Consider the following 12,160-nt stretch of genomic DNA (forward strand, 5'->3'; position numbering starts at 1 on the left):
AGGGAGCGCCGCTAGGGCGTGTGTCAGGCGCCGATGGCGTGGTAGCCGCCGTCGACGTGGACGATCTCACCGGTGGTCGCCGGGAACCAGTCGGACAGCAGCGCCAGGCAGGCCTTCGCGGCGGGCTCCTGGTCGGTGAGGCTCCAGCCCAGCGGGGCCCGCTCGGTCCAGGCGTCCTCGAACTGGTCGAAGCCGGGGATCGACTTCGCGGCGATGGTGCGCAGCGGCCCGGCGGCGACCAGGTTGCTGCGGATGCCCTGCTTGCCCAGGTGCAGCGCCAGGTAGCGGGACGCGGACTCCAGGCCGGCCTTGGCCACGCCCATCCAGTCGTAGACCGGCCACGCCTTCGTCGCGTCGAAGGTCAGGCCGACCACCGCGCCGCCGGGCGACAGCAGCGGCAGCGCCGCCATGGCGAGGGACTTGTACGAGAAGGTGGAGACGTGCAGGGCGGTCGCCACGTCCTCCCAGGGCGCGTCGAGGAAGCCGCCGCCGAGGCAGCTCTGCGGGGCGAAGCCGATGGAGTGCACGACGCCGTCGAGGCCGTCGACGTGCTCGCGGACCCGGTCGGCGAGGCTGGCCAGGTGCTCGGTGTTGGTGACGTCCACCTCGATGACCGGCGCGGGCTCGGGCAGCCGCTTGGCGATCCGCTCGACCAGGGACATCCGGCCGAAGCCGGTGAGGACGACCTGCGCGCCGTTCTCCTGGGCGAGCTTCGCCACCGAGAAGGCGATCGAGGCGTCGGTGATGACTCCGGTGACAAGCAGTCGCTTACCGGCGAGCAGTCCGGACATCCGTGGGTTCCTCCGTACGTAGGTGGGGGTCAGTGGCCCATGCCGAGGCCGCCGTCGACCGGGATGACGGCGCCGGAGACGTAGCCGGCGCTGTCCGAGGCCAGCCAGGTGACCACGTCGGCGACCTCGTCCGGGCTGGCCATCCGGCCGGCCGGGATGGACTTGAGGATCTCCGCCTTGCGGTCGTCGGTGAGGCCGGCGGTCATGTCGGTGTCGATGAAGCCGGGCGCCACCACGTTCGCGGTGATGTTGCGGCTGCCCAGCTCCCGGGTGATCGAGCGGGCGACGCCGACGAGGCCGGCCTTGCTCGCGGCGTAGTTGACCTGCCCGGCGCCGCCGGCGAGGCCGACCACCGAGGAGATGAAGATCATGCGACCCCACTTGGCACGGAGCATCTTGCCGGAGGCCCGCTTCGCGACCCGGAACGCGCCGGTGAGGTTGGTGTCCACCACATCGGTGAACTGCTCCTCGGTCATCCGCAGCAGCAGTGTGTCGGCGGTCATGCCGGCGTTCGCGACAAGCACCTCGACCGGCCCCAGCTCGGCCTCGACGGCGGTGAACGCGGCGTCGATCGAAGCGGCGTCGGTGACGTCGGCGCGGACGCCGAACAGCCCTTCCGGCGGCTCGCCGCTACGGTGGGTGACCGCCACCCGGTCGCCCTGCTTGGCGAAAGCCTGCGCGATGGCCAGGCCGATCCCCCGGTTGCCCCCGGTCACCAGCACGGTGCGAGCCACTGTTCCCCCTTGCTCAGCCGATCTCGGTCGCAGGCGAGCCTAGGCGTTACCCACAGGTAAGCGCTAACGGGAGCCGCGTCACACCGGGGTACGACATCGGGATCAACCCCTGGTGGCACGCCTCGTGACGGGTCGGCCCGTAGCCTCCGGGTGGTGAACCGGCAACCGATCACCCTGGCCCTCGGGGGCCTCGGGCAGACCCTGTGGGGGCGGGACGCCCCGCCCGGTCGTCCGCTGCTGGCCCGCTGGCCCACGCTGGCCCCGTTCGCTGCCCCGGTCGGCCTGCTCGCCGCGCTCGGCCTCTTCCTGATCACGTTGACGGTGGAGAGCGACTGGGGCCTGCCGCCGCCGATCGCGCTCCTGTTCGCGGCGATGACGGTGGCGCCGCTGCTGGCGCTGCCCCGGCGTCCGCTGCTGGCCTGGCGGCTGACGGTGCTGGCCCTGCTGATCTGCACGTTCAACGCCCCGGCCGACCAGCCCTGGCCGTGGACCCCGCCGCTGGCACTCGGGTCGATCGCGGTGCTGGCGGTGGTCGTCGCACGGGTCGACCGTCCGGTGCTGGCCTGGGTGGTGACGATCAGCACGGTGCCGGTGTTCACCATGGTGCACCCGGACAACCGGGTCCCGGTCCTGCTCCTACTCGGCGCGCTGGCGATCGCCGGCGACCTGATCCGGCGCAACCGGCTGTCCCGGCGGGCGCTCGCCGCGCAGACCGAGCTGAGCGAACGCGAGCAGGAGCGCCGCGCGGTGCTCGAGGAACGCACCCGGATCGCCCGGGAACTGCACGACGTGGTGGCCCACCACATGTCGCTGATCGCGGTGCAGGCGGAGACCGCCCCGTACCGGCTGACGGACGTGCCCGCCCCGGCAGCCGCGGAGTTCGTCGCCATCGCCGCGTCCGCCCGCGACGCGCTCACCGACATGCGTCGGCTGCTCGGGGTGCTGCGCAGCGAGACGAGCGACCCGCAGACCGCGCCGCAGCCGAACCTCACCGACCTGGCCGCGATGGTGGACGCGGCCCGCCGCGCCGGCCTGCCGGTCACCCTGGCCACCGAGCCGGTGCACGACGACCGGGTGCCCGCGCCGGTGGGGCTGGCCGCGTACCGCATCGTGCAGGAGGGCCTGGCCAACGCGGCCCGCCACGCGGCCGGCGCCGCCGTGCGGGTCACCGTCCGCGTCGGTCCGTCCGCCCTGGGGGTACGCGTACAGAACGCGCCACCCGCCGAGGCGGGCTCCCGACCGGGCGAGGCGGGCTCCGGGCACGGGCTGACCGGCATGCGGGAGCGGGCCATCTCGCTTGGCGGTACGTTCACCGCCGGGCCGCTGCCCGACGGGGGATACGCGGTGGCGGCCGAGTTGCCGTACGACACGGAGGACGGGGACCGATGATCAGGGTGCTGATCGCCGACGACCAGGCGATGGTCCGGCAGGGTTTCGGCGCGCTGCTCGCCGCCCAACCGGACGTGCTGGTGGTGGGGGACGCCGCCGACGGGGAGCAGGCGGTGTCCGCCGCCCGGCACCTCGACCCGGACGTGGTGCTGATGGACGTGCGGATGCCGGTGATGGACGGGTTGGAGGCCACCCGCAGGCTGCTCGGTGACCGTTCGGCGCAGCGACCCCGGGTGCTCATCCTCACCACCTTCGACCTGGACGACTACGTGTACGAGGCGCTGCGCGCCGGGGCCAGCGGGTTCCTGCTCAAGGACGCCCCGGCGGCCGACCTGGTGCAGGCGGTGCGCGTGGTGGCGGCCGGGGACGCGCTGCTCGCCCCGGCGGTCACCCGCCGGCTGATCGCCGAGTTCGCGGCCCGTCCGGACCGCCGCCGCCCGCGCCCCACCGACCTGGCCGGGCTCACTCCCCGCGAGACCGAGGTGCTGCGGTTGATCGCGCGGGGCCGCAACAACGCGGAGATCGCGGGTGATCTGGTGGTGGCCGAGCAGACCGTGAAGACGCACGTCGGGCGGATCCTGGGCAAGCTGGGCCTGCGCGACCGGGCGCAGGCCGTGGTGCTGGCGTACGAGACGGGTCTGGTGGCCGCCGGCGAGTAGCCCTGCGGAGCCAGCCGATGAACGGCTCTGCGGGATGACGACCGGGCCCCGTCCCCGGGCGCACTCTCCCTCCGGACGACTTCCGGAGGGAGAATGCGATGCGACGACGAGGTGCCAGTCGGGTGGCGATGGCCGCGCTGCTCGGCGTGAACCTGGTCCTGCCCACCCGACCCGAGCCGGCCATGGCGGCGGGGTTCGTCGAGGCGTACCCGGTGGTGGCGGCGGCGATGCGCGCGGCCGGTCCCCCGTACGCGGACTGGGCGGCCCACGGACGCCGGTTCCTGCTCTTCGACGAGCACGGTGACGGCCGCGCGGTCGAGGTGCTCGGTGACCTCGCCGACGCGGACCGGATCGCGGTGCTGGTACCGGGGGTCGGCAGCAGGCTTGCCGACTTCGACCGGGGGTTGGGCGGGGTGGCCCGGCGGGCGCCGGCGGTGCAGGCCGGGCAGCTCTACCGGGAGCTGCGGGCGACCGACCCGACGGCGCGGGTGGCGGTGCTGGCCTGGCTCGGCTACGACCCGCCCGACGGGGTGTTGACCGCCGCCGGTGGCGTCAGCGCCCGGCGCGGCGCGGCCGGGCTCACCCCGCTGCTGCGGGAGCTGGCCCGGCGGCGTCCGACGGCGACGATCACGCTGGTCGGGCACAGTTACGGCGCGCTCGTGGTGTCGCTTGCGGCGGCGGACGCCCCGGCCCAGGTCAGCGACGTGGTCAGCCTCGGCGGCGTCGGCGCCGGAGTGCAGCGCGCCGACGACCTGCCCGGTGGGCGACGGTTCTGGGCGGCCGAGGCGCCCACCGACTGGATCCGCCGGGTGCCGCAGGTGCGGCTGCCCGGTCTGGGCTTCGGCCGGCGGCCCGGCGACCCGGCGTTCGGCGCCCGCCCCCTGCCGGTGGGTGGGGTGGCGGGGCACGACGGCTACCTCGCGCCGGGCAGCGCCGCGTTGGTCGCGGTGGCGGCGGTGGTGCTCGGCGACGTCGACGCCGACCGGATCGGGGACGCCAGGTGAGCCGGGACCGTGCCGTCGACGCCCTGCGGGCGTACGCCATCGGCGGGGTGGTCCTGGGGCACTGGCTGGTCACCGGGCTGGTGTCGACAGGCGACGGTGGGCTGCACCAGGCCAGTCCGCTGACCGCCCTGCCCGACCTTGCCCCGATGACCTGGGTGCTGCAGACGCTCGGGCTGTTCTTCTTCACCGCCGGGTTCGGCTCGGCCCGGTCGCTGGCCCGCCACCGGGGCGGGGCGGGCGGTTGGCTGGCCGGTCGGCTGCGGCGGCTGCTGCTGCCCGTGGTGGCGCTGCTCGGGGTGGGTGCGGCCGTGCTGCTCGCCGCCACCGTCGTCGGCACCTCCGACGACACGCTCGCCGTCGCGCTGCGGCTCGCGGTGAGCCCGCTGTGGTTCCTGCTGCCGCTTGTGGTCCTGGTCGCGGTGACCGGCCCACTGCGCGCCGCCGTACGCCGGTGGGGGGTGGCGCGGTGCGTCGCACCGGCGGTGGCCGTGGTCGCCGCCGCCGACGTCGCCGTCCGCCTGCTGCCGGCCGGCACCGCCCTGCCCCCGGTCACCGTGCTTGCGGCCTGGTCGGTGCCGTACCTGCTGGGTGTGGCGCACGCCGACGGGCGGCTGGGCGGGCGGCGGGTGGGCGGCGCGTTGGCGGCCGGTGCGGCGGTCGCGCTTGCGGTGCTGCTGGCGCTCGGCTACCCGGTGAGCGCGGTCGGCGTACCCGGGGCCGGGGTGTCCAACCTGAACCCGCCGTCACTGCTGGTCGTGGCGCTGGCGGTCGCCCAGGTCGGGCTGGGGCTGCTGGCGCTGCCGGCGCTGCGACGGCTGCTGACCCGCCCGCTGCCGGGCCGGGCGGTGACCGAGGTGAACAGGTACGCCGCCCGGGTCTACCTGTGGCACCAGCCGGTCCTGGTGGCGGTGACCGCGCTCACCGCCCGCGGCGGGCTGGCGCTGCCCGGTCTGCACACCGTCCCGGACGACCCGGGCTGGGTGCTGGCCCGCTGCTGCTGGCTGCCGCTGTTCGCGGTGGTGCTGGTCACGGTCGTGCGGGTGGGGCGGCCGCGTCGAGGCGTACGGGTGGGTGCGGCGCGGCGTCGGCAACCGGGCGGTGGAGGGCTCTCGGACCGGTCGGCCGAGTGCGTGCCGGCGGTGCCGCAGGTGTACGATCATCGACGTTCCGGCCGGCCCGACTTGCAGGAGGTGATCGCTGTGCGAGATAGCGATCCTCCCAGTCGTGGCCGGGCCGATGGTCAGACCCGCTGAGCCACGACTCAGTCTGGTGAGCTGACCCCGCTCCGCTCCCCACCGCCTCGGCACCCGCCGAGGTGCGTGCCGCGCCGCCCGATTTCCGGGCGGTCGCCGGGAGCCCCCGGTCACGACTTCGTGTGCGCGTCCCCACCCCCTGCGGTCCGCCCCCAGCACGCGGACCGTCCAGCCGCCACCCGGAGCCGTCCATGAGCCGCTACGTCGCCCCGCTGGGCTTCACCCTCGCCGCCGTCTGGGTGGCAATCGTCTTCGTGCTCGCCGGCGGCGGTCACTGACCGCCGCCGGCGCACCCGCTACAGCATCCGGGACGACCAGAGCAGACTGAACGCCCCCGCGCAGAGCGCCAGCAGCAACGCCACCCCGGCGTACCACTGGGTCACCTCACGCGGCTCGGTACGGAACCCGATCGAGCTGCCCATGTCCTGGTACACCTGCTTCAGCTCACTCACCGAGGCCGCCTCGTAGAAGTACCCCTCGGTGGTCTCGGCCAGCTCGGCGAGCGCCAACCGGTCCACCGGCACCCGCTGCAACTGCCCGCCGATGTCGACCTGACCGGTGTCGGTGCCGAAGGCGATCGTGGACACCGGAACGTTCGCCGCCTGGGCGGCCGCCGCCGCCTCCTCCACCGCCCGACCCGACGTCCGGAAACCGTCCGAGAGCAGCACGATCCGAGCCGGCGGAATACCCGCCGCCCCGTCGGCCGGCACCGACCGGATCGCCTCCAGGCAGGTGAACACCGCCTCACCGGTGGCGGTCGCCTCGGCCAGCACCAGCCCGTCGATGGCACTGGTCACCGCGTCCCGGTCCTTGCCCGGCGGCACCAGCACGTTCGCCGCCTTGGCGAACGACACCAGGCCCAGGTTGTAGCTCTCCGGCAGCTCACCGACGAACTGCTTGGCCGCCTCCTGGGCCGCCTCCAGCCGGTTCGGTGCCACGTCGTCGGCCTGCATCGACAGCGACACGTCGATGGCGAGCATCACGGTGGCCCGCTCCAGCGGCTCCTTGGTGTCCACCGCGGGCCGGGCCAGCGCGGTGGCGAGCACCAGCAGGCACAGCAGGAACGCGGTCGCCGGGACGTGCCGCCGCCAGCCCAGGCCCTTCGGCGCGACGGTACGCAGCAGGTCCACGTTGGTGAACCGCATCGCGTACGCCCGGCGGTGCAACTGCCGCCAGACGTAGAACGCGGCGAGGGCGAGGACCGGCAGCAAGGCCAGCAGCCACCACGGTTGCAGAAAACGGATCATCGTGTCGTCCCCCGGGTGCGGGCGTGCCGCTGCGCGGCCACGAATCGCACCATGTCCAGCAGCCAGTCTCGGTCGGTACGCAGACGCAGGTGGGCCGCGCCCGCGCCGCGTAGGGCGGCGGCGATCGTGGCCCGTTGGGCGGTGGCGGCCTCGGCGTAGCGCTGCCGCAGCCGCGGGTCGGCGGTCTGCACCTCGTGCAGCTCACCGCTCTCCGGGTCGACCACCGGCAACACGCCCACATCCGGCAGCTCCAGCTCACGCGGGTCGACCACCTCGATCGCCAGCACGTCGTGGCGGACGCGCAGCTTGCGCATCGGCCGCGACCACTGCTCGGCCGGTGCGAGGAAGTCCGAGACCACCACGGCCACCCCGCGACGGCGGGGCGGACGGTTGAGCATCTCGACCAGAGCCCCCAGGTCACCACGGCCGGGCCGGATGGCGGTGCCGGCGACGGCACGCAGCAGACCCTGCGCCTCCTTGCGGCCGGAGCGGGCCGGCAGCCGGGTGAGAACCCCGGGCCCGACCGGCGGTGGCCCTCCCCGCCAGCGTCGAGCCGGCGCGGCGACCCCACCCCCGGTGCCGATCACGGCGCCGATCCGGTTACCCCCACGCACGGTCAGGTGGGTGATGGCGGCCGCGGCGGCAACCACGACCTCCCGTTTGAGCCACTGCCCCGTACCGAAGTCCAGACTCGCGGAGAGGTCCAGCGCGAGCCAGGTCTCCAACTCCCGGTCGGCGACCGTACGTCGCACGTGCGGCGTTGTGGTCCGTGCCGTCACCGGCCAGTCCATCCGGCGTACGTCGTCGCCGGGGCGGTACTCCCGGGACTCCCCCGCCTCACTGCCCGGCCCGGGTAGCAGGCCGGCGTAGTCGCCCTGGAGCAGACCGTCGAGCTTGCGGGTGACGAGCAGTTGCAGCCGGGACAGCACGGCCTCGCTCCGGTCGGCGAGGGGGGCGGGACGAGGGGTGGGTGAGCTCACGGCCGCTGCCCGGGCCAGCCTGCGCCCGGCGGCGGCGCGATCGGCGACGGGGTGGCCTGCTGGCGGGGAGCGACCGCCGGGAGCGGGATCGTCGACATCACCCGCTGCACGATGTGGTCGGCGGGCACGTCGTCGGCGAGCGCGTCGTAGCTGAGCACCAACCGGTGCCGCAGAATGTCCGGCGCGATGTCCTGCACGTCCTGCGGCAGCGCGTAGTCACGCCCGCGCAGCAGCGCCAGGGCACGGGTCGCCCGGACCAGCCCCAACGAGGCGCGCGGACTGGCCCCGTACTGGATCAGCTGCGCCACGTCGGGCATGCCGTGCTCGGCCGGGGCGCGGGTGGCCAGCACCAACCGGACCGCGTAGTCGACAAGCGCATTGTGGACGAAGACCTGGTCCGCCTTGCGTTGCAGGGCGATCAGCTCCGGGGTGTCGAACACCGCGGTCGGCTCGGGCGCGGCCACGCCCATCCGGTAGACGATCTCCCGTTCCTCCGCGTCGGTCGGGTAGCCCACCACGATCTTCATGAGGAAGCGGTCCCGTTGCGCCTCCGGCAACGGATAGACGCCCTCCTGCTCGATCGGGTTCTGGGTCGCCATCACCAGGAACGGGTCGGGCACCCGGTGGCTCTCCCCGCCGATGGACACCTGCCGCTCGCTCATCACCTCCAGCAACGCGGACTGCACCTTCGCCGGTGCCCGGTTGATCTCGTCGGCGAGCAGGAAGTTGACGAAGACCGGGCCCAACTCGACGTCGAACTTCTCGCTCGACTGCCGGTAGATCCGGGTGCCCATGATGTCGGCGGGCACCAGGTCCGGGGTGAACTGCACCCGGGCGAAGGACCCACCGACGACCTTGGCGAGCGTCTCCACGGCGAGCGTCTTGGCCACCCCGGGCACGCCTTCGAGCAGGCAGTGACCCCGGGCGAGCAGCGCGACGAACATCCGCTCCACCATCCGGTCCTGCCCGACGATCACACGTTTGATCTCGAACAGGCCCTTCTCCAACAGGGTGGCGTCCTGCGCCGGCGTGGTCACCGGCGCGGGTGCCGCTCCGTTCGGCGTCGGGGCGTCGGGCATGGTCGGCTGGGCCACCGGTCCTCCACAGCGTTCGTCGGTCGTCGCTCGTCGCGGCTCGTGCGGTATCAAGACTCGCACGCCTTGCTGAGTGTCGAGGTGGGGAGAAGCCGATTTTGACCGTGCCGTCCCCAGCAGCCGAATCGCGCAATCGCGGGCGTGCACAGACCGGCCTGCCGCGTGTACGATTCACCCCGTCGCCGGGCGGCTCCCCCCGTGGTCGCCCGGCGCTCAACCTCTCCGTCCCGCCGCCCTAGACTGGCCGGGATGAGCATCCCCTCCCCCGCCGACGAGGCCCTGGTCTGTTCGGCCAAGCGCTGCCGGTCCGCCGCCGTCTGGTCGCTGGAGTGGAACAATCCCCGCCTGCACGACGCCGATCGGCGCAAGACCTGGCTGGCCTGCGCCGAGCATCGCAGCAGCCTCGGTGACTTCCTGGACGCTCGGGGCTTCCTGCGTGCCGTCACTCCGGTGCCCGGATCGCCTACGCTCGACCTGTGAGCGGCGACCCTCCGGCTTCCCCCGGCCCCACCTCCCCGTCCTGGCCGCCCACCCCGGCCACCGCACCACCCGGCGTCGAGCCGCCGCCTGGCGCGTTCCCCGCACCCGGCACGCTCGGCCCGGAGCCCACCGCGCCGGATGTCTCGACGCCCGCCCCGCTGCCACCGGGGGCGCTGCCACCCGGTCACCGGTCGGCCTCCGCCGCCGACCAGCGCCCACCCGACCTGCCGCCTCCCGGCCTCCTCCCGCCCGACCCCGGCGCGCTGATGACGGCCGTGCCGGGCGGCCGGGGTCCGCTGGAGCCCTGGCCGGACACCGTCAACTGGCAGCCGATCTCCACCGACCTGATCTGGGTGGAGCTGATCCGGCTGGCGGTCGTGGTCGCCATCGGCCTGGCGGTGACGGCGGTCGGCTGGGCGTTCAGCGGCCACTGGCTGCTCGGGCTCGCCGTCGCCACCGTGCTGGTGCTCGGCGCGTGGCGGGCCGTCGCGATCGTCCGCGCCGTCCGGGCCTGGGGGTACGCCGAGCGGGACAACGACCTGCTGGTCCGGCACGGCCTCCTGGTCCGCCGGCTCTCCATCGTGCCGTACTCGCGGATGCAGTTCGTCGACGTGAGCGCCGGGCCGTTGGAGCGCGCCTTCGACCTGGCCACCGTGCAGCTGCACACCGCGGCGGCGGCGAGCGACGCCCGGGTGCCCGGGTTGCGCCCGGCGGAGGCGTCCCGGCTGCGCGACCGACTCACCGCGCTCGGCGAGGACCGGGCGGAGGGGCTGTGAGCACCCGCGCCGGCAGCCGACTACGGCTGGCCGGCCCCGACGACACCCCACACCGACCGGGTCGAGGGCCGCTCCGATGAACGACGGGCCCGCCGAGCCGGGCACCGTGCCACCGACCGGTCCGACGCCACCGGGGTCGGCGCTACCCGTCGGCGCGGCACCCACCGGGCCGACGCCGAGCGACGCAGCATCTGCCGGCGCGGCACCTCCGGGGGCAGTGCCGGGGACGCCCGCGCCGATGCCACCGGGGACGCCCGCGCCGATGCCGCCGGGGACGCCCGCGCCGATGCCGCCGGGGACGCCCGCGCCGATGCCGCCGGGGACGCCCGCGCCGATGCCGCCGGGGGCGCCCGCGCCGATGCCGCCGGGGGCGGGCGGCGTCGACGTCGAGCCCCGACAGCGACTGCACCCGCTCAGCCCGGTGCTGCACGGGGCCAAGTCCCTGGTCGTGGTCATTGCCGGGCTGTCCTGGTCGACGCTGTCCCGGGTCGGCTTCGGCTGGTTCGCCGCCATGGTGGCGGTGCTGGCGCTCGGCGCGACGGTGCTGTCGGTGGTCAGTTGGTACAACACCGGCTACCACGTGGTGGGCCGCGAGCTACGGGTGTACGAGGGGCTGCTCTGGCGGCGTACCCGGGCCATCCCGTTGGAACGGTTGCAGGCCGTGGAGGTCGTGCGGCCACTCCTCGCCCAACTCACCGGCCTGGCCGAGCTGCGCCTGGAGGTGGTCGGCGGCGGCAAGACCGAGGCGCCACTGGCGTACCTCGGGGTGGCCGACGCGACCCTGCTGCGCGAGCGTCTGCTGGCGCTGGCCGGGCGGGTGGCGCAGCTACCCGCGCCCGGCGACCCGGCCACCCCGGTGGTCCCGGGTGCGACGACGCCGCCGGCGGCCGTGCCGGGCCGACCACTGCACGCGGTACGCAACAAGAACCTGCTGGTCAGCCAACTGCTCACCCCGCAGGCGTTCCTGCTCCCGTTCGGTGTGGCCTTCGTCGTGGTGCAGTTCCTCACCGCCGGCTCGTGGTCGTTCGTCGCGGTGGCGAGCACACTGACCGCGATGGCGGGCGTACTGCTGCAACCGGTCCGCCGGGTCCTCGACGACTGGAACTTCCGGCTGGCCCGCGACGGCGGCACACTGCGGGTGCACAACGGCCTGCTGGAGACACGGGCGCAGACCGTGCCGCTGGAGCGGGTGCAGACCGTGCGGGCCACCTGGCCGCTGCTGTGGCGGGTCAACGGCTGGCTGCGGCTGCGCCTGGAGGTGGCCGGCTACTCCGTCGCGGAGGCCGACGACCGCAACCGGCCCGACCGGCTGCTGCCGGTCGGCGACCTGCCGACGGCCACGATGATCGTCGCCGAGGTGCTTCCCGGGGTACGCCTCGACGCGCTCACGCTGAGCCCGCCACCACGCCGGACCCGTTGGCTGCACCCACTGGGCCGTGCCGCATTCGGGGCGGGGCTGTTCGAGCGGGTGTTCGCCACCCGGTCCGGCCGGCTCACCCGGCAGCTAGTGATCGTGCCGTACGCCCGGATCCAGAGCGTACGAGTCGTGCAGGGACCCATCCAGCGCCGCCTGGGGTTGGCCTCCGTCCACGCGGACACCGCTGGCGGTTCCGGCGCCACCGCCCAGGACCGCGACCTGGCCGAAGCCTGGGCCCTGGCCGCCGACCTGACCCGCAAAGCCCACCAAGCCCGCCGCCCAACCTAACCCCACCCCCTGCCCCCCACCCCCACTGCCCCACCCCCCCTGACCCGG

Annotated in this window: 13 protein-coding genes; 8 read left to right on the top strand and 5 right to left on the bottom strand. The window is 74.4% G+C overall.

What is annotated here, in order from left to right:
* Window positions 1-23: 23 nt before the first annotated feature.
* Together fabI and fabG are read right to left on the bottom strand one after the other, a co-directional pair.
* The gene (gene fabI, locus AB0C15_RS24030) at window positions 24-791 is read right to left on the bottom strand and encodes an enoyl-ACP reductase FabI (RefSeq protein ID WP_357355372.1); all 768 of its coding nucleotides are present in this window, start codon (window positions 789-791) and stop codon (window positions 24-26) included.
* 29 nt (window positions 792-820) lie between these two features.
* The gene (fabG, locus tag AB0C15_RS24035) at window positions 821-1,525 is read right to left on the bottom strand and encodes a 3-oxoacyl-ACP reductase FabG (RefSeq protein WP_357355374.1); all 705 of its coding nucleotides are present in this window, start codon (window positions 1,523-1,525) and stop codon (window positions 821-823) included.
* A gap of 153 nt (window positions 1,526-1,678) precedes the next feature.
* On the opposite strand from fabG, the gene AB0C15_RS24040 reads away from it, so the two are divergent.
* The 5 genes from AB0C15_RS24040 to AB0C15_RS24060 all read left to right on the top strand — a co-directional run bounded on the left by AB0C15_RS24040 (window position 1,679) and on the right by AB0C15_RS24060 (window position 6,108).
* Window positions 1,679-2,914 carry a histidine kinase gene (locus tag AB0C15_RS24040; protein WP_357355376.1) on the top strand — a complete coding sequence of 412 codons (1,236 nt, stop codon included), beginning with the start codon at window positions 1,679-1,681 and terminating at the stop codon, window positions 2,912-2,914.
* Window positions 2,911-3,573, top strand: coding sequence for a response regulator transcription factor (locus AB0C15_RS24045; protein WP_357355378.1), 663 nt, complete (start codon window positions 2,911-2,913; stop codon window positions 3,571-3,573). The genes AB0C15_RS24040 and AB0C15_RS24045 overlap by 4 nt, the downstream gene beginning before the upstream one ends.
* 98 nt (window positions 3,574-3,671) lie before the next feature.
* Window positions 3,672-4,577 (top strand): alpha/beta hydrolase, encoded by a 906-nt coding sequence (locus AB0C15_RS24050; RefSeq protein WP_357355380.1) that lies wholly within the window; start codon window positions 3,672-3,674, stop codon window positions 4,575-4,577.
* On the top strand, window positions 4,574-5,830 hold the full coding sequence (locus tag AB0C15_RS24055; RefSeq protein ID WP_357355382.1) for an acyltransferase family protein: 1,257 nt from the start codon (window positions 4,574-4,576) through the stop codon (window positions 5,828-5,830). Before AB0C15_RS24050 ends, AB0C15_RS24055 begins: the two co-directional genes overlap by 4 nt.
* A 122-nt stretch (window positions 5,831-5,952) precedes the next feature.
* Entirely contained in the window at window positions 5,953-6,108 is a 156-nt protein-coding gene (locus AB0C15_RS24060) for a hypothetical protein (RefSeq protein WP_357355384.1), read from the top strand.
* A gap of 18 nt (window positions 6,109-6,126) precedes the next feature.
* Here the strand turns inward: AB0C15_RS24060 and AB0C15_RS24065 are convergent, their stop codons facing one another.
* From AB0C15_RS24065 to AB0C15_RS24075, 3 genes are read right to left on the bottom strand one after another with little or no spacing between them, the layout of a single operon-like run.
* A complete protein-coding gene (locus AB0C15_RS24065) occupies window positions 6,127-7,077 on the bottom strand; it encodes a VWA domain-containing protein (protein ID WP_357355386.1) in 951 nt (316 codons plus the stop codon).
* Window positions 7,074-8,075, bottom strand: coding sequence for a DUF58 domain-containing protein (locus AB0C15_RS24070; protein ID WP_357355483.1), 1,002 nt, complete (start codon window positions 8,073-8,075; stop codon window positions 7,074-7,076). Before AB0C15_RS24070 ends, AB0C15_RS24065 begins: the two co-directional genes overlap by 4 nt.
* Entirely contained in the window at window positions 8,054-9,151 is a 1,098-nt protein-coding gene (locus AB0C15_RS24075) for a MoxR family ATPase (protein WP_357355388.1), read from the bottom strand. The genes AB0C15_RS24070 and AB0C15_RS24075 overlap by 22 nt, the downstream gene beginning before the upstream one ends.
* Before the next feature lie 249 nt (window positions 9,152-9,400).
* Here AB0C15_RS24075 and AB0C15_RS24080 point away from each other — a divergent pair, with 249 nt between their 5' ends.
* The 3 genes from AB0C15_RS24080 (at window position 9,401) to AB0C15_RS24090 (ending at window position 12,112) form a co-directional block, all read left to right on the top strand.
* Window positions 9,401-9,631: a hypothetical protein gene (locus tag AB0C15_RS24080; protein WP_357355390.1), complete on the top strand. Its 231-nt coding sequence runs from the start codon at window positions 9,401-9,403 to the stop codon at window positions 9,629-9,631.
* A 266-nt stretch (window positions 9,632-9,897) separates the two neighbouring features.
* Complete coding sequence (locus AB0C15_RS24085; protein WP_357355485.1) at window positions 9,898-10,407, top strand: PH domain-containing protein; 510 nt, start codon at window positions 9,898-9,900, stop codon at window positions 10,405-10,407.
* Between the two features lie 334 nt (window positions 10,408-10,741).
* Window positions 10,742-12,112: a PH domain-containing protein gene (locus AB0C15_RS24090; protein ID WP_357355487.1), complete on the top strand. Its 1,371-nt coding sequence runs from the start codon at window positions 10,742-10,744 to the stop codon at window positions 12,110-12,112.
* The last annotated feature ends 48 nt before the right edge of the window (window positions 12,113-12,160 follow it).

Source organism: Micromonospora sp. NPDC048835 (assembly GCF_040649995.1).
In the GTDB taxonomy this organism is placed as follows: domain Bacteria; phylum Actinomycetota; class Actinomycetes; order Mycobacteriales; family Micromonosporaceae; genus Micromonospora.